A 17,840-nucleotide genomic window follows, 5' to 3' on the forward strand; every position below is an offset into this window, starting at 1 on the left:
ATGCCCGTACGGGCGAGAGATTATTTGAGCAAGGTTCCCCAGTTTTCTACCCAAGGGTTGGATTCGCTTTCCGGTTCAGGATGTTCGCTGGCGTCAATCAGCAACATTTCACCCACGCGCTGTGCGCTTTGCTCCTGTAACAGCGCATCAAACTGTTTGCCACCATTGCAGAAATTAACGTAGCTGCTGTCGCCCAGCGCAATGACTCCGTAATGCAGATTTGGCTGGAAACCGAGATTATCTTTGATCCCCTGAAACAGCGGCACAATGCTATCGGGCAGATCGCCCTGCCCGGTCGTTGAGGTCACCACCAGCACATATTTATCCTGATATACCTGCCAGTCGCTAAGCTCCGGATCTTCAAACACCGTGGCTTTATGACCCTGTGCCGTCAAAATGGCCTCGGCCTCTTCGGCAACCAGCAGCGCGTTTCCGTACATTGTGCCGACAAAAATTCCAATTTCCGCCATAACCGTAATCTCCTGGGACTTAAGAATCTATCTGCTCATCCTGACCTGACATCCCGCTGAACTCAACCCTTTCATTCTCAGGGAGAAGTCCACGCCAGCCAAATTGTGACAATGCCTGCATCCAGACGTCATCCAGCCCGGCGCGAATAACCAGAGGCTCACCGGTGAATGGATGCGTCAGCGCAAGCTGGCTGGCATGCAGCATTAATCGCTGACAACCGAAATGCTCTGCGGCGCTGCGGTTTTGCCGTAAATCACCGTGCTTGCTGTCGCCAATTATCGGATGGCGTAAGTGGGCCAGATGGCGCCTGAGCTGGTGTTTCCGACCGGTTTTAGGATCCAGCTCCACCAGTCCATAACGGGTGGTCGGATAACGCCCGGTCGCTACCGGCATTTCTACCGTTGCCAGGCCGCGATAATGGGTGACGGCAGGCTGCGGGCCTTTATCATCGCGGGCAAACTTATCGGCAATCTTATCCAGCTCTTCGACCAACGGGTAATCCAGCACGGCATCATCCATCAGCCAGCCACGCACAATCGCATGATAGCGTTTCTGAATTTGATGATGTTCAAACTGCTGAGACAACAAACGCCCGGCTTCGCTGGACAGTCCCATCAGCAGCACACCGGAGGTTGGTCTGTCGAGTCGATGGGCGGTAAAAACGTGCTGACCAATTTGGTCTCGCACCGTTTGCATCACCACCACTTTCTCATCCCGGTCGAGCCAACTGCGGTGAACCAACCAGCCCGAAGGTTTATTGACTGCAACCAGCCATTCGTCCTGATAAAGAATTTCCAGCATCAGGCGTTATCACTGGTAAACAGCGCATCCAGCTCCTGCAATGCCGCCAGGAGAATGTCGCGTTGCGGATGATCGGCTGCTAGCGCCATTTCGTAATACGGTGCAACGGCAAAAGCCTGCGGAAGCAGCTGCGCGTTATCGAGTAGCGTATGCATGCGGGGAATCAACACCCACTGCAGCCACTCGACCGGCTCCATGGTATCCATACAAAAAGGCTGCGTACTGGTAAACAGATGCTCTGCTGGCTCATCCATCCGCCAGTGATTATGTTCACGCAGTAGCGCTTCAAGTGCGTGTAACTGCTGGCGCACACGGTCATGAGTCGTCATGAAATAAACCTCAATGATGAAAAATCTGGCGCGAAGAATAGCACTAGTGGAGGGAAATAAAAAAAGGGAGCACTGTAAAAAACAGTGCTCCCGGTTCGTTTCGCAGCATTCCAGCTACTTTTAGTGCTCCCTGCTCATCCGTGACAACTTTTCCTGTGGTCTTGCGACCTTGTTCATCCTGAACTTTTGCATCCTGCTCACATCACCCCGATGTGAAAACTTCATCCTGAAGTATCCTGGCCATCCTGACCCGCCGAACATCCTGACCGGCTCTCATTCTCCGTCCTGGAGGTGTCCTTTAACGCATCCAGCGTCTTCCTCTTTGCTTCGTCCTGAAGCCTGTCCTTGCAACACCGTCCTGGTGTATCCAGGTGAAGAGCCATCATCCTGATGTTCTCTTCGTTGTGCGACTCCTTGTCGACAGATATAGAATCGCCTGTTTCGCTTTGTCTTACAAGATGCTTACAGGCTTACCCTTACGATTATTTTCGTATGAAAGTTGACAATAAAAGACTAACCAATTGAATAATAATAAATTATTATTTTATCAATTCATTAAGTCTTTACTTATCACCTGGCAATGTCCTACAGGGTATGTAAGAGATCTCTCACAAGATTCAGGGCAAACAGGATTACAGAACTGGCTTAAGTTGAGTGAGGAATTCCGCAAGTGAGGCCGCCAGCACCGTTCGTTTACGGGTTCCCAGCGTTTCTTTGCACACTTCACCGGACAGATTGCACACCGAAATGACGTCAAGCTCATTATCTTGTGTGGCAATAAAAAGCGTAGGCGAAAGCTTAAGTCGCTTTTGCGTAACCAAGTGACCAATCAGGTTTTCCTGAACGCGCCTGAAGTCATCTTCACTCCAGGTCTGCAGCAGCGTCAGCTTTTCATCCGCAAACTGCGCGTGCATATCCCCGGCAAACTGGGTGGTGTAAAAAGCGTGAGCGGCAGGTTGTACCACAATATCAAAGGCCCGTTCAACCGCATTGAGGTTTTTTTCGCCGACAAAAGGTTGAGGCTGCCAAAATACCGCATCGTCTGTGGAAGAAATGATGCACGGAGAAGGTACGCCATACAGCTCTTCACTGAGTGGCCAACTGTTGTTTTTTTCATGCCATGCGTCGCAATAACGCGTCGTAAAGGCTACCAACGCCTGCGCTGTCAATTCGTCCACTGATTTCTCTCTTCACAAAAGCCAGGATACACTTGTCGCATAGTGTATCTGGTTTATGACGGTGAAACATGTCCTCTTATGAAAATCATCAGGCGCTTGACGGCCTGACTCTAGGTAAATCAACGTATTACCGAGACAATTACGATGCAAGTCTGTTGCAGGGCGTTCCGCGCAGCCTAAACCGCGATCCGCTGGATTTAAAGGCCGATACCCTGCCTTTTCACGGTGCAGATATCTGGACGCTGTATGAACTGTCGTGGCTGAATACCAACGGCTTACCCCAGGTCGCAGTCGGTCACGTGGAACTGGATTACACCAGCGTAAATCTGATTGAATCGAAAAGCTTTAAGCTTTACCTGAACAGTTTTAATCAGACGCGTTTTGATTCCTGGGATGCGGTACGTCAGACACTGGAAAACGATCTTCGCGCCTGCGCTCAGGGCGATGTCAGCGTGGCGCTGTACCGCCTTGACGAACTGGAAGGGCAGCCGATAGCCCACTTTAACGGCACCTGTATCGACAATCAGGATATCGTCATCGATAACTACCAGTTCAGCACTGCGTATCTGGAAAATGCCGTGAGCGGTGAAAAGGCAGTGGAAGAGACACTGGTCAGTCATCTACTGAAATCCAACTGTCTGATTACCCATCAGCCCGACTGGGGCTCCATACAAATTCAGTATCGCGGACGGAAAATCGACAGGGAGAAGCTGCTGCGTTATCTGGTCTCCTTCCGCCACCATAATGAATTTCACGAGCAGTGTGTGGAACGCATTTTCAATGACATTCTGCGCTTCTGCCAGCCGGAGAAACTGAGCGTTTACGCACGCTACACGCGACGTGGTGGCCTGGACATTAACCCATGGCGCACCAACACCGATTTCACTCCGGCAACCGGTCGTCTGGTGCGTCAGTAATCTTTTTTCTCAATTTTGCGTGTCGGATTCCGCGCACAAGGTTGTGAAAGGTCATAAGCCAGGGCTATTGTAATCACAGGGAATGACGTGTTGCGTCCCATAAGGAGTTTACTTGATTACACATATTAGCCCGCTTGGCTCAATGGACATGTTGTCGCAGCTGGAAGTCGATATGCTTAAACGCACGGCCAGCAGCGACCTGTATCAACTGTTTCGTAACTGTTCGCTTGCCGTTCTGAACTCCGGCAGTTTGACCGACAACAGTAAAGAACTGCTGTCACGCTTTGAAAGTTTCGATATTAACGTACTGCGCCGCGAACGGGGCGTGAAGCTGGAACTGATCAACCCACCTGAAGATGCGTTTGTTGATGGACGCATTATTCGTGCGCTACAGGCTAACCTGTTTGCCGTGCTGCGCGACATTCTGTTCGTCAATGGTCAGATCCATAACGCCGGTCGTTTTCAGCATCTGGATCTCGAAAGCTCGGTCCATATCACCAACCTCGTATTCTCGATCCTGCGTAATGCCCGGGCGCTGCACGTCGGTGAAGCGCCGAACATGGTCGTCTGCTGGGGCGGTCACTCAATCAACGAAAATGAGTACCTGTACGCCCGTCGCGTCGGCACCCAGTTGGGCCTGCGCGAACTGAACATCTGTACCGGCTGCGGTCCAGGGGCGATGGAAGCGCCAATGAAAGGCGCTGCGGTAGGCCACGCCCAGCAGCGATACAAAGACAGCCGCTTTATTGGCATGACCGAACCGTCAATCATCGCCGCTGAACCGCCTAACCCGCTGGTAAACGAACTGATCATCATGCCGGACATTGAAAAACGTCTGGAAGCGTTCGTGCGTATCGCCCACGGTATTATCATCTTCCCGGGTGGCGTAGGGACAGCAGAAGAGCTGCTGTATCTGCTGGGGATCCTGATGAATCCGGCCAACAAAGATCAGGTTCTACCACTGATCCTGACCGGACCAAAAGAGAGTGCGGATTACTTCCGCGTGCTGGACGAATTTATCGTGCACACGCTGGGGGAAGATGCGCGTCGCCACTATCGCATTATCATTGACGATGCAGCGGAAGTGGCGCGCCTGATGAAAAAAGCGATGCCGCTGGTGAAAGAAAACCGTCGCGACACAGGTGATGCTTACAGCTTTAACTGGTCGATTCGTATCGCGCCCGATCTGCAGATGCCGTTCGAACCGTCCCATGAAAACATGGCCAACCTGAAGCTGTACCCGGATCAACCCGTTGAAGTACTTGCGGCCGATCTACGTCGCGCATTCTCCGGTATTGTCGCTGGTAACGTGAAGGAAGTCGGCATCCGCGCTATTGAAGAGTTTGGCCCGTACAAAATCCACGGTGACCGCGAAATGATGCGCCGCATGGACGATCTCCTGCAGGGCTTTGTTGCACAACATCGTATGAAGTTACCGGGCACTGCGTATATCCCTTGTTACGAGATCTGCGCCTAACCTTCTACACCCGCTAGCAGCACTATAGCGATGACAGTTTTGTCCATATCAAAGCCGGGTTTGGCGCATTTGCCTCCCGGCTTTTTTTAGTGATACCAGTCACATAGCTCTGACAATCACATAAATACCAGTGATGATTCATTAAAAACAGCGTGCCACGCAAACGATTACCTTGAAAACCCAACCGTGATTTATCTTAGTAAATTATTATTAGTCGCCGAAATCATCTAAAAACAACAGTTTTTACAGCTGAACACGCCTATCTTCGCGCCTTCGCTTTCATGAGATATGTCGTTAATGTTAGCCTTCGCGCCCGTAAATTCGCTTTGACTATTTTTTAACAGATTAATGGCCCAAATTTATCCACATAAAAGGTGGATTATTGCATTTGGGATCCCGATCACTGATACATTCATTACTAAAATGTATCTTTCCGCCCGAAAATTATTACGGCGAAAAATTATATAAAAATCGCTCAACGAATTTCGATTTACAGCCGGGTACTTTCTCATTGGATTGACCTCAAACCCGGCTTTTTAAGCTTCCTCCAGGAGAAATAGATGGAAAACACTCAAACCAGCACTATCGTTACGGGCCAGACCCGCAGCGCATGGCGCAAGACAGACACCATGTGGATGCTGGGCCTTTACGGCACGGCGATTGGCGCGGGTGTATTGTTCCTGCCGATCAACGCAGGCGTAGGCGGTATGATCCCGCTGATCATCATGGCGATCCTTGCCTTCCCAATGACCTTCTTTGCACACCGCGGTCTGACTCGCTTTGTGCTGTCCGGTAAAAATCCGGGTGAAGACATCACCGAAGTTGTAGAAGAACACTTCGGCGTTGGCGCAGGTAAACTGATTACCCTGCTCTACTTCTTCGCTATCTACCCGATTCTGTTGGTTTACAGCGTAGCAATCACCAATACCGTTGAAAGCTTCCTGACCCATCAGCTGGCGATTACTCCTCCGCCGCGTGCAATCCTGTCTCTGATCCTGATTGTCGGCATGATGACCATCGTGCGCTTCGGTGAGCAGATGATCGTTAAGGCGATGAGCATCCTGGTATTCCCGTTCGTTGCGGCTCTGATGCTGCTGGCGCTGTATCTGATCCCTCAGTGGAGCGGTGCGATTCTGGAAACCATGTCTTTTGACTCTGCGGCAACCACCGGGAACGGCCTGCTGTTGACCCTGTGGCTGGCGATTCCGGTAATGGTGTTCTCCTTCAACCACTCCCCGATCATCTCCTCCTTCGCCGTGGCGAAGCGTGAAGAGTACGGTGATGAAGCTGAGAAGAAATGCTCCAAGATTCTGGCATTCGCTCACATCATGATGGTACTGACCGTTATGTTCTTCGTCTTCAGCTGTGTATTCAGCCTGACCCCGGCGGACCTGGCAGCAGCAAAAGAGCAGAACATCTCGATTCTGTCTTACCTGGCGAACCACTTTAACGCGCCGATTATTGCCTGGATGGCACCGATCATCGCGATTATCGCTATCACCAAATCCTTCCTCGGCCACTACCTGGGCGCACGTGAAGGCTTCAACGGGATGGTGATTAAGTCTCTGCGCGGCAAAGGCAAATCCATCGAAATCAACAAACTGAACAAAATCACTGCACTGTTCATGCTGGTAACCACCTGGATTGTGGCGACACTGAACCCGAGCATCCTCGGTATGATTGAGACCCTGGGTGGCCCAATCATCGCGATGATTCTGTTCCTGATGCCGATGTATGCCATCCAGAAAGTACCGGCAATGCGTAAGTACAGCGGCCATATCAGCAACGTCTTCGTTGTGATTATGGGCCTGATCGCTATCTCCGCTATTTTCTACTCTCTGTTCAGTTAATTCCCCTGCGCCGCTCTTCGGGGCGGCGCATCTCGATACACAATGGACGCCTCATGATTAGCGTATTCGATATTTTCAAAATCGGCATTGGCCCTTCCAGCTCCCACACTGTTGGCCCGATGAAAGCAGGCAAACAATTCACGGATGACCTGATTGCACGCGGAATTCTCACTGACGTAACCCGCGTAGTGGTTGATGTCTATGGCTCCTTGTCTCTGACGGGGAAAGGTCACCATACCGACATCGCGATTATTATGGGCCTGGCGGGTAATCTGCCGGATACCGTAGACATTGATGCCATCCCTTCCTTTATCCAGGATGTGAATACTCATGGGCGTTTGCTGCTGGCAGACGGTCAACATGAGGTCGAGTTCCCGGTCGACAAGTGCATGAATTTCCATGCGGACAATCTGTCCCTGCACGAAAACGGGATGCGTATTACCGCACTGGCGGGCGAAAAAGCCATTTACAGCCAGACTTACTATTCCATTGGCGGTGGGTTCATCGTTGATGAAGAACATTTTGGTTTACCGAACAACTCTCCGGTAAACGTGCCGTATCCGTATAAATCCGCAGCTGATTTGCAACGTCATTGCCAGGAAACCGGCCTGTCACTTTCCGGTCTGATGATGCAAAACGAACTGGCCCTGCACAGCAAAGAAGAGCTGGAACAGCACTTTGCTAACGTCTGGGAAGTGATGCGTAGCGGGATTGAGCGCGGCATCACCACCGAAGGTGTATTGCCGGGCAAACTACGCGTCCCGCGTCGTGCTGCTGCGCTGCGTCGCATGCTGGTCAGCAGCGACAAAACCACCACTGACCCGATGGCGGTTGTTGACTGGATCAACATGTTCGCGCTGGCCGTGAACGAAGAAAACGCAGCAGGTGGACGAGTGGTTACCGCGCCAACCAACGGTGCATGCGGGATTGTTCCTGCCGTACTGGCGTATTACGACAAGTTTATCCGTGAAGTGAACGCTAACTCGCTGGCACGCTACATGCTGGTCGCGAGCGCCATTGGTTCTCTGTATAAGATGAATGCCTCTATCTCTGGTGCCGAAGTCGGCTGTCAGGGTGAAGTTGGCGTGGCCTGCTCCATGGCAGCGGCTGGTCTGGCTGAACTGCTGGGTGGTAGTCCAATGCAGGTGTGCATCGCGGCAGAAATCGGTATGGAACATAACCTGGGTCTGACCTGCGATCCGGTTGCCGGCCAGGTACAGGTACCGTGCATTGAGCGTAACGCGATCGCGTCCGTGAAAGCGGTGAACGCCGCACGTATGGCGCTGCGCCGTACCAGTGAGCCACGCGTGTGCCTCGATAAAGTTATCGAGACCATGTACGAAACCGGTAAAGACATGAATGCCAAATACCGCGAAACATCTCGCGGCGGTTTGGCAATGAAAATTGTCACCTGCGATTAAGTCCCACCCCATTGCCGGATGGCGCAAGCTTATCCGGCCTACAGTGCCGTATTCATTTGTAGGCCGGATAAGGCTTCAGCCGCCATCCAGCAAAATGTTGTATCAGATCTTCGCCTCCACTCGCCGTGAATGTTACCCTACAGACTGATTTGTTAGGGAGAACACCGTGGCCGTCCATCTGCTCATTGTCGATGCACTGAATCTTATCCGCCGAATTCACGCCGTACAGGGCTCCCCCTGCGTGGAGACGTGCCAGCACGCGCTCGATCAGTTGATTGTGCACAGTCAGCCCACACACGCCGTGGCGGTATTTGATGACGAAGCGCGCAACAGCGGCTGGCGTCACCAACGCTTACCTGACTACAAAGCCGGTCGCCCGCCAATGCCTGACGATTTACACAAGGAAATGCCCGCCTTACGCGCCGCTTTTGAACAGCGCGGTGTCTGCTGCTGGGAATCCAGCGGGAATGAAGCCGATGATTTAGCCGCAACTCTGGCGGTGAAAGTTAGCCAGGCCGGACATCAGGCAACCATCGTCTCAACCGATAAAGGCTATTGTCAGCTACTCTCCCCAACGCTGCGTATTCGCGATTATTTCCAGAAACGCTGGCTGGATGCGCCGTTTATCGAGAAAGAGTTCGGCGTACTGCCGCAACAGTTGCCTGATTACTGGGGACTGGCAGGGATCAGCAGTTCTAAGATACCTGGGGTTGCCGGTATTGGTCCTAAAAGCGCCACACAATTGTTGACGCAGTTTCCAACGCTGGAAGCACTGTATGAACATCTGGATGACGTACCGGAGAAATGGCGCAAGAAACTCGAAGAACATCGGGAGATGGCGTTTTTGTGCCGCGATATCGCGCGGCTGCAAACGGACTTACATATCGACGGAAACCTACAGCAGCTACGGCTGGCACGGTAGTCTTATTTTCGGATGGCGCTGCGCTTATCCGGCCTACTTAACGTATAACCCTGTAGGCCAGATAAACGCCAGGTGATTACCAGGCGGTATGGTACAGCTCGACGATATCCCCAAGGCTCGCTTCACGCGGATTTCCCCCGGTACAAACATCGTCAAATGCGGCCTGCGCCAGCGCAGGAATATCCTCTTTACGGACGCCAACATCGCGTAAATGCAGTGGGATCCCTACATCGCGGTTAAGGGCGAAGACGGCATCCACTGCTGCTTTACGTGCTTGCGCCAACGTGAGTCCTTCAACCTTAACCCCCATTACCCGAGCGATATCGCGGAATTTATCCCCGGTAAATTCCGCGTTGTAGTGCATCACGTGCGGCAGCAAAATAGCATTCGCGACGCCGTGTGGCGTGTTATAAAACGCGCCTAACGGGTGCGCCATGCCATGCACTAATCCCAGACCTACGTTGGAAAAGCCCATCCCGGCTACGTATTGGCCCAGCGCCATCGCTTCACCCGCCTGGCTTTCGCCCGCAACCGAACCGCGTAATGCCCCGGCAATAATTTCAATTGCTTTGATGTGCAGCGCATCGGTCAATGCCCACGCCGCCCGCGTGATGTACCCTTCAATGGCATGCGTCAGTGCATCCACGCCGGTAGCGGCTTTTAACGCAGCAGGCATGCCGTCCATCATGTCAGCATCGATGAACGCCACCTGCGGGATATCATGTGGATCAACACAAACAAACTTGCGCCGATTTTCTTCGTCGGTGATCACGTAGTTAATGGTCACTTCCGCCGCCGTTCCCGCGGTGGTTGGGATAGCCATAACCGGCACACTTGGGTTGCGTGTCGGCGATAACCCTTCAAGGCTGCGTACATCAGCAAACTCAGGATTATTATTGATAATGCCAATCGCCTTACAGGTATCCTGCGGGGAGCCTCCGCCGATTGCTATCAGATAGTCTGCGCCGCTTTGCTGAAAGACACTCAATCCTTCCTGCACTACCGCAATGGTTGGATTAGGAATAACGCCTGAATAGATTTCCCATGCCAGACCTGCAGCATCCATTCGGGAAGTCACTTTCTCAACAACGCCGCACTGCACCAGATTTTTATCAGTCACAATCAACGCTTTGCGATAACCGCGACGAATAACTTCATCGGTTAATGCGCCAACAGCCCCCCGGCCAAACCATGCCGTTTCATTCAGAATCATTCTGTTCGCCATTGTATTTCTCCTTTTCGCTATGCGAAATTACTCTTCAATGCGTAATCCGTAAGATTTGAATTTCTCCAGCACAATAGCGATCTCCTCGTCATCCAGCACCGGCACCGGGTCAACAATCGCCAGCGTGCTCAGGTACAGACGGGCCAGAACTTCCACTTCATGCGCCAACCACAGTGCTTTTTCCAAATTCGCTTCGCAAGCAATCAACCCATGGTGCTGTAAAAGCGTTGCCTTACGGTTTTTCAGGGCGACGCTCACATGCTCTGACAGCTCTCGTGTACCAAACGTCGCATAAGGCGCACACGGAATAGAGTTCCCCCCCGCCGCTGCAATCATGTAGTGAATTGCCGGGATAGGGCGATTAAGAATTGAAACGGCCGTGCAGTGTACGGCATGGTTATGGACAACCGCATTGGCATCCGGACGCGTCTGGTATGCCGCCAGGTGAAAACGCCATTCACTGGAGGGTAATTGTCCTTTATCATATTTCCCGTCGTTATCTACATACACGATCATGTTTTCAGTAAGTCTTTCGTAAGGAATACCGCTGGGCGTGATCAGCATCCCGTTTTCATAACGCGCACTCACATTTCCCGCCGTCCCCTGATTCAATCCAAGGCTGGTCATTTCCAGACAGGTTTCAATGATTTCTCGCGACAAACGCATTCTTTCCATAATGATTCTCCGGGTACAGTTTCCCCTCGTCTTTATTGCGAAAAATGCAGCCGCAGAATAAGACGGGTCAGGTTTTAGGTACAGGCAGCCACTGAACGTATTTATTCAGATTCAGTTGGCCGATTTATTTATAGCGACATATTAAGGTTGTCTTACGCGCTTAATAAGTTTCATCTCAACTTTTACAGTTTCTTTAATTGGGTGATCATCAATAGCACTCATCATCATATCGAATGCTTTTTCCGCCCAGACATTTTCATCCTGTTGCATTGACCAGACATTATTGGCGAGGAATCCCAGCATTGGGTGTTCATCGAATGTCCCAATATTAATTTCCGGTGGAATTGTGCCCAAACGATTACGAATAGCGTTAATGGCCCCCTCCAGTACCGGTAATGATGAGGCGATAAACGCCTGCGGACAGCCCTGTTCGCCGATCAACTCATCCATCAGTCGATAACCACCTTCAGGTGTGTTGTCCGGACCTTCGCGCACCCAATCTCTATGTGAAATGCCATTATTGTTCAATGCATTAAGATAACCTTGCAAACGATCACCAATGCTGGGCAATCCGGTATCCCCCACTAAAAACCAGATTGGCGACTTTCCAGCGTCAAACAGACTCTGCGTCAATTTCTCGCCGCCCAAGATGTTATGACTTTCTACCAGTGCGTTATCGGTATACTTAAAATCACGGTCAAGTAACACCATCGGTTTTCTGACCTGACGTAAATGGTGTTGCTGATTCTCTAACGTTGAGGGAACAATAAAAAGGCCATCGACATTACGGGCGATTAACGCTTTGGTCAGTTTATTTTCGTAATCAACATCGTCATAGGTACAGCTAATCGTTAACTGATAACCTGAACGACGACAGCGTTGCTCAAGTTTTTCTGCGAGTGTGGCAAAAAAGACGTTGGAAATATTGGGTACAATCAATCCCAAAGTATCCGTTTTATTTAATTTCAGGCTACGTGCTGAATGGTTAATGACGTAACCATAGCGCTCGACATATTCATTAATACGCGTTTGGGTTTTGACACTGATTCGATATTGCTCTGCTTTCCCGTTCAGCACCAGTCGTACGGTCGTAACCGATAAATTCAGATCGCTGGCTATCTGTTCTACTGTTTTAGCCATCTATATGCCCCAGTCCACATCCAAAAACGTCAATCTACAATCATAAAAGTATTTTAAACTTTTGTCTTACTGCATAAGTTGGTTAATCGCCTGCTGCTGATCCCATAGCATCAGATAAGCCTGGTATTTGCGATCATAGAAGTTCCGCCGCGCCGGGTTCGCCTTAATCACCTCGCCCGATCGAACCATCGCCCGGCATGCGGACGGTATAGTTGCCCACGCGCCGCATGCTACCGCGCCAGTGATAGCCGCACCTAACGTCACCGCATCCTCTTCCTGCATAAGATGAATATCGCATCCGGTAGCATCGGCATATTCTCTCATCCACAGTGGGTTATGCGTTGCGCCGCCGCACAGCGTCAGTCGGGAAATGGTGTGACCGTTTTCACGCATCACTTCCATAATATGCCGCGTACCGCAGGCGATCGCCTGTAATGTCGCCAGGTACAGACGAGCTACCTGCATCTCACCTCGTTCCAGCGTCAAACCACAGATGCTGCCTCGAGCATCGGGCCGTGCGCGCGGCGAACGATTACCGTGGTGATCGGCAAGCACATGCAGATAACGACCAGGCTCAGACTCCTGCTCCTCAAGTGCGGCAACCCATTCATTAACTAAAACAATGGGATGGCAGCCCCGGGCCTCAGCTTTGTGAAACAGCTCAGCACTGGCTCCTGATTCCTGAAGCGTCCAGTCGACTAACGCCCCAGCAGCACTCTGCCCCCCTTCCGTCAGCCAGTAGCCTGGCAGCATGGCTGACCAATAAGGCCCCCAAACACCTGGCGTATGAATTTCCTGCTCGCTGCACAGCATATGGCAATTTGACGTTCCGCTAATCAGCGCCAACGTCCCCTCAGGCTCAACCCCGGCAAGCGCAACTCCGCCAGCATGGGCATCAATCATACCGCTGGCGACGACCACTGCAGTCGTCAGCCCCAGCGCCTGGGCCGAATCGCTGCTAAGCGTTCCAACGCCAGCGCCTGGCGGAAGAATACGCGACGGGATTTTGCCCAACAAATCCGTTAATCCAACGGCGTCGAGCAGGGAGTGGCTGAAGCGTTGTTCATGTGCCAGATAGTTCCATTTACAGGTCAGCGTGCACAGTCCTGCAACATCATTAGCGGTAGCTTTAGAGACCAGAAAGTCCGCCAGATCGTAGAAGCGATGTGCGCTCTCCCAGGTGGCTGGAAAATGTTTTTTCAGCCATAGCACTTTGGGAAGCTCCATTTCGACGCTGACTTCACCGCCAACGTAGCGTAGAGACGGATCCTGCGTGGCGTTAATACGCTGCGTCTCCTGCGACGCACGATGATCCATCCACATGATGATGTTATGGTCTGACGGTTCGCCTGGTGAAACCGCCAGGCCCCGCCCCTGTTCATCCAGTACCACCAATGAACAGGTGGCATCAAATCCCAATGAGCGAATATCCTCAATACAAACCCCGGATGACGACACCGCCTCCTTCACTGCCTGGCAAACCTGCTGCCAGATTTCTGCAGATGACTGCTCAACCCGCTCAGGACCGGGTCGAAACTGCGAGATGGGGCGTGTCGCAAAAGCCAGCCGTGTGCCACTGGCATCAAAGACACCAGCCCTGACGCTGGCGGAACCGACATCCACACCGAGGAAATATCCACTGCCCATAGTAACTCCCTGACGCTGGCTAATGATGGGGCGAGTACCTCGCCCCAACGGTCTTATTTTTTACCAAATGGGTGTAACAATTTGTCAATTTCCGGGGTATCAATGTTCTTCGCACTGACAAATTTCACCGGAATATCAATCTCTTTCGGTACAGACTGACCCGATACCGCTGCATTCAGCGTCTTGATACCCTGGTAGCCAATCTGATAAGCGTCCTGCACCACAAATCCCTGAATCACTCCGGACTTCAGAAAGGCAATAATTGCCTCTGTGCTATCAAAACCAATCACTTTCACTTTGCCTTTCAGGTTCTGACTATCAATAGCGTTTGCTACGCCCAGCGTTGAACCTTCATTCGTGCCATAAATCCCTGCAATATCAGGATTGGCCTGGATCATATCGATGGTTTTATCCATCGCCTTTTGCGGATCGCCATCACTGTACTGGACCGGTAGCACCTGAATATCCGGATATTTCTCCTTCATACGGGCAATAAACCCTTCCGAACGCTCAATCGCTGAGGAGGTCCCTGCTACGTGCGCAATAATGCCCACTTTCCCTTTACTGCCCACTTCCGCTGCCAGCGCGTCTGCGGCTTCTGCACCGGCTTTACGGTTATTCGTGGCGACAAAGCTCACCGGAATATCGGAATTCACGCCGGAGTCAAACGTCACAACTTTAATGCCGCGTGAATTTGCGGTCTCAACTAATGGCGCCAGCGCATTGGCATCTAACGCGGCCAGTAATAGCCCATTAGGTTTTTGCGCCATCGCGTTTTCAACTAACTGAATCTGCTCGGCAATCTGAGTTTCATCCGCCGGGCCAACATAGCTGGTTTTATCACCCAACTCTTTTGCTGCCGCTTCCGTCCCCATTTTTACGGTTTGCCAGAATTCATGCTGGAAACCTTTACTGACCACCGGAAGGTTCATATCTTTAGCCAATACGCTGGATGTCATACAGGCCAGCAGGGATAACGCATAGACAAAATTCCTGGTTCTCATTGTTTTACTCCGTTCTGAGTGAGTCACCCTAAACGTCAGGGTTATGATGCCCCGTGACTTCCGGGAGCGTAAATCAACGAATTTTTTTGCGTAATGTGTCGAGATAAACCGCGGCAATGACCACCACTCCCATGGCTACCATTTGCCAGAACTGGGAAACGCCCATCAGGTTCAGGCCATTCTTCAGCACGCTCATAATGAATGCGCCGATGATCGTGCCGCCGATGGTGCCAATTCCGCCCATCAGGCTCGTACCGCCAATAACAACCGCCGCGATGGCTTCCAGCTCATATCCCACGCCGACCGTTGGCTGACCAGAGTTCAAACGAGAAGCCAGAATCACCCCGGCAATCCCGGTCAGCAGACCACAAAAGGCGTAGACGAAAATTTTGACGCGCTGAACCTTAATACCGGAAAGATGTGCGGCCACCTCATTGCTACCCACGGCGTAAACATAGCGACCAATCACCGTTTTCTTCAGGATGTAGGCGGCGATTAACGCCACCACTACCAGGTAAAAAACGGGATAAGGCAGCACATCGAACAAACGTCCCTGGGCCAGCATTTTGAAGGTGGGGTAATCTGCGAAATAAATCGCACGACCATCGGTCATCACCATATTGATGCCTCTGACTGACATCATCAGGCCCAGCGTGGCGATAAAAGGCGGGATAGTCATTTTGGTGACCAGCAGGCCGTTGATATAGCCGCATAATCCCCCGGCCAGCACCCCCGCCAGAATACATACGGGCAGAGGCAATCCCAGCGTGGCGCTGATGCCTACCGCAACACCAGAAAAGGCCACTACCGAGCCAAGAGAAAGATCGATTCCTGAAGTGATAATGACAAAGGTAACGCCAATCGCCATGATGCCAATCACTGACGTTTGCAAGGCAATTGTCATGATGTTTTCAGTGTTAAAGAAAAATGGCGAACCAAAACTAAAAAATATTACTAAAATAATCAGACTCAAAAGCGGCGCAAGGCGCATTAAAAGTTCTTTGTTAATTTTTATTTTCTTATTATTGCTGTCTGAAGAGGTTACAGAGATAGTCATAAATTAGTCCTCTAACGTCGCGTATTGCATGATTTTTTCTTGTGTGGCGTCATCAGAAGCTAACTCCCCGGTAATACGTCCATTACGCATAACCAAAATGCGATCGCACATACCCAGCACTTCCGGTAATTCAGAGGAAATCATGATAATTGACTTCCCTTTTGCCACCAGTCGATTCATTAATTCATAAATTTCAAGTTTGGCCCCCACATCAATACCGCGAGTGGGTTCGTCAAAGATGAGAATATCGGTATCTTTACATACCCATCTGGCAATAATAATTTTCTGCTGATTACCGCCACTTAAATTCAGTGCAGCCTGCTCTAAATGTGGTGTTTTAATCCGTAGAGCTTTAACCTGTTCCTCGCTGGTTTTCTGACAACGTTTGCTGTCCACATTGCCATAGCGGTCAGAATATTCAGGATAATTGCCCAACATAATATTACGCTCAACGGACAGTCCTAATGCCAGCCCCTCTTTTTTTCTGTCCTCGGTTAAATAGCTGATACCCTGTTGGATAGCATCAGGAATATCTTTAATTACCGTCACTTTTCCGTTTAGCTTGAGGGTACCGCCATCAATGGGATCCGCGCCAAAAATCGCCCGCGCCAGCTCGGTACGCCCTGCGCCCATCAGACCGGCAAAGCCCAATATTTCGCCCTGATACAGGGTGAAATCAATGTTGTTCAGTACACCATTGCGAGTCAGACCGCTGACTTCCAACACCGGCTTACGTTGAGCCAAAGGTCCACGGCGAGGATAGATATTGCCGAGGTCCCGCCCAACCATCATGGCAATCAGGTCGCTAATTTTAACCGCATCATAATCTACAGTGGCAATAAACTGACCATCACGCATCACCGTAGCGCGATCGGCTATCAGCGCCAGTTCTTCCAGTCTGTGCGAGATATAAACAATGCCCGTTCCCTGTTCTTTCAGCAAACGGGTCACCTGAAATAAGCTGTCGATTTCCGTTTCCGTCAGTGCCGCCGTCGGTTCATCCATAATAAGGATCTTAGCATTCACCGATATCGCTTTAGCAATCTCAACCATTTGTTGTTGCGCGACGGTCAGATCGGCCACCAGCGTTTCTGGGGAGATATTCAGGTTTAATTTTTGCAAAATATCGATAGCAGCCTGTCGCTGTTGTTTTTCATCCAGACGCCAGCGGTTATTTTTGCAAAACTCCCTGCCAATAAAAATATTTTCTTCTACCGTGAGTTCAGGGAAAAGATTAAATTCCTGGTGAATAATCGTGATACCTGCGCTTTGTGCGCTCAACGGGTTCGCAAAAGAAACAGATTGCCCTTCAAAAATAATATCTCCTTCATCAGGCTGATAAACACCGGATAAAATCTTCATTAACGTAGACTTTCCTGCGCCATTCTCACCCAGCAGCGCATGAACCTCGCCTTTGCGTAAAGCAAAATCCACATTACTCAACGCTAATACGCCGGGAAAACGTTTCGTAATATGACTCATCTGTAAAAATGTTTCAGACATTGCTGCTTTCCTCAATATACAGAAACTGCAATCAGTGAATCAGGCGAAAAAAGGTTGCCAGGAAGCCATCGTCACCGTTAATGCGAATGCTACTTATACGTTCATATGCGTTTTATCAATCATGCTAACTCGAGTTAGCGAAGTGCCTTTTAAAGCTATTTTAGCTACTCAAATTAGCCAAATCATTTGGTTTAAATCTGTGACGCTGAACAAACAATTTATT

16 protein-coding genes are annotated in these 17,840 nt (G+C 50.8%); 5 read left to right on the forward strand and 11 right to left on the reverse strand.

Features of this window, described 5'->3' with window-relative positions:
• Positions 1-20: 20 nt before the first annotated feature.
• The 4 genes from E6P06_RS22665 to syd form a co-directional block, all read right to left on the reverse strand.
• Entirely contained in the window at positions 21-470 is a 450-nt protein-coding gene (locus E6P06_RS22665; RefSeq protein WP_003846536.1) for a flavodoxin, read from the reverse strand.
• 19 nt (positions 471-489) lie between these two features.
• Positions 490-1,272 carry a tRNA pseudouridine(65) synthase TruC gene (truC, locus tag E6P06_RS22670; RefSeq protein WP_044699744.1) on the reverse strand — a complete coding sequence of 261 codons (783 nt, stop codon included), beginning with the start codon at positions 1,270-1,272 and terminating at the stop codon, positions 490-492.
• Positions 1,272-1,601 carry a YqcC family protein gene (locus tag E6P06_RS22675; protein WP_139935751.1) on the reverse strand — a complete coding sequence of 110 codons (330 nt, stop codon included), beginning with the start codon at positions 1,599-1,601 and terminating at the stop codon, positions 1,272-1,274. Before E6P06_RS22675 ends, truC begins: the two co-directional genes overlap by 1 nt.
• A gap of 632 nt (positions 1,602-2,233) precedes the next feature.
• Positions 2,234-2,779, reverse strand: a complete 546-nt coding sequence (syd, locus tag E6P06_RS22680) for a SecY-interacting protein (protein ID WP_003840362.1) — start codon at positions 2,777-2,779, stop codon at positions 2,234-2,236.
• A gap of 68 nt (positions 2,780-2,847) precedes the next feature.
• Between syd and queF the strand changes: the two genes are divergently transcribed.
• The 5 genes from queF to xni all read left to right on the forward strand — a co-directional run bounded on the left by queF (position 2,848) and on the right by xni (position 9,366).
• Positions 2,848-3,696 (forward strand): NADPH-dependent 7-cyano-7-deazaguanine reductase QueF, encoded by an 849-nt coding sequence (gene queF, locus E6P06_RS22685; protein ID WP_032938364.1) that lies wholly within the window; start codon positions 2,848-2,850, stop codon positions 3,694-3,696.
• Positions 3,697-3,808: 112 nt separating this feature from the next.
• A complete protein-coding gene (ppnN, locus tag E6P06_RS22690; protein WP_003034076.1) occupies positions 3,809-5,173 on the forward strand; it encodes a nucleotide 5'-monophosphate nucleosidase PpnN in 1,365 nt (454 codons plus the stop codon).
• A gap of 560 nt (positions 5,174-5,733) precedes the next feature.
• Positions 5,734-7,023: an HAAAP family serine/threonine permease gene (locus E6P06_RS22695; RefSeq protein WP_003034073.1), complete on the forward strand. Its 1,290-nt coding sequence runs from the start codon at positions 5,734-5,736 to the stop codon at positions 7,021-7,023.
• Positions 7,024-7,076: 53 nt separating this feature from the next.
• Positions 7,077-8,444: an L-serine ammonia-lyase gene (locus tag E6P06_RS22700; RefSeq protein WP_003034070.1), complete on the forward strand. Its 1,368-nt coding sequence runs from the start codon at positions 7,077-7,079 to the stop codon at positions 8,442-8,444.
• A 166-nt stretch (positions 8,445-8,610) separates the two neighbouring features.
• Positions 8,611-9,366: a flap endonuclease Xni gene (gene xni, locus E6P06_RS22705; protein ID WP_003840372.1), complete on the forward strand. Its 756-nt coding sequence runs from the start codon at positions 8,611-8,613 to the stop codon at positions 9,364-9,366.
• A gap of 76 nt (positions 9,367-9,442) precedes the next feature.
• On the opposite strand, the gene fucO is transcribed toward xni, so the two are convergent.
• From fucO to E6P06_RS22740, 7 genes are all read right to left on the reverse strand, one after another.
• A complete protein-coding gene (gene fucO / locus E6P06_RS22710) occupies positions 9,443-10,591 on the reverse strand; it encodes a lactaldehyde reductase (RefSeq protein ID WP_139935752.1) in 1,149 nt (382 codons plus the stop codon).
• A gap of 27 nt (positions 10,592-10,618) precedes the next feature.
• Positions 10,619-11,266, reverse strand: coding sequence for an L-fuculose-phosphate aldolase (gene fucA / locus E6P06_RS22715; protein WP_003034062.1), 648 nt, complete (start codon positions 11,264-11,266; stop codon positions 10,619-10,621).
• A gap of 141 nt (positions 11,267-11,407) precedes the next feature.
• Complete coding sequence (locus E6P06_RS22720) at positions 11,408-12,406, reverse strand: LacI family DNA-binding transcriptional regulator (RefSeq protein WP_003034060.1); 999 nt, start codon at positions 12,404-12,406, stop codon at positions 11,408-11,410.
• Positions 12,407-12,472: 66 nt separating this feature from the next.
• The gene (locus E6P06_RS22725; protein WP_046670355.1) at positions 12,473-14,053 is read right to left on the reverse strand and encodes an FGGY-family carbohydrate kinase; all 1,581 of its coding nucleotides are present in this window, start codon (positions 14,051-14,053) and stop codon (positions 12,473-12,475) included.
• A gap of 53 nt (positions 14,054-14,106) precedes the next feature.
• Positions 14,107-15,057, reverse strand: a complete 951-nt coding sequence (locus tag E6P06_RS22730) for an ABC transporter substrate-binding protein (RefSeq protein ID WP_003034057.1) — start codon at positions 15,055-15,057, stop codon at positions 14,107-14,109.
• A gap of 73 nt (positions 15,058-15,130) precedes the next feature.
• Entirely contained in the window at positions 15,131-16,114 is a 984-nt protein-coding gene (locus tag E6P06_RS22735; protein WP_003034055.1) for an ABC transporter permease, read from the reverse strand.
• A 3-nt stretch (positions 16,115-16,117) separates the two neighbouring features.
• Complete coding sequence (locus tag E6P06_RS22740) at positions 16,118-17,617, reverse strand: sugar ABC transporter ATP-binding protein (RefSeq protein WP_003034052.1); 1,500 nt, start codon at positions 17,615-17,617, stop codon at positions 16,118-16,120.
• Positions 17,618-17,840: the final 223 nt, after the last annotated feature.

The sequence above is a fragment of the Citrobacter sp. CF971 genome (genome assembly GCF_006385635.1).
Taxonomy (GTDB): Bacteria; Pseudomonadota; Gammaproteobacteria; order Enterobacterales; family Enterobacteriaceae; genus Citrobacter; species Citrobacter freundii.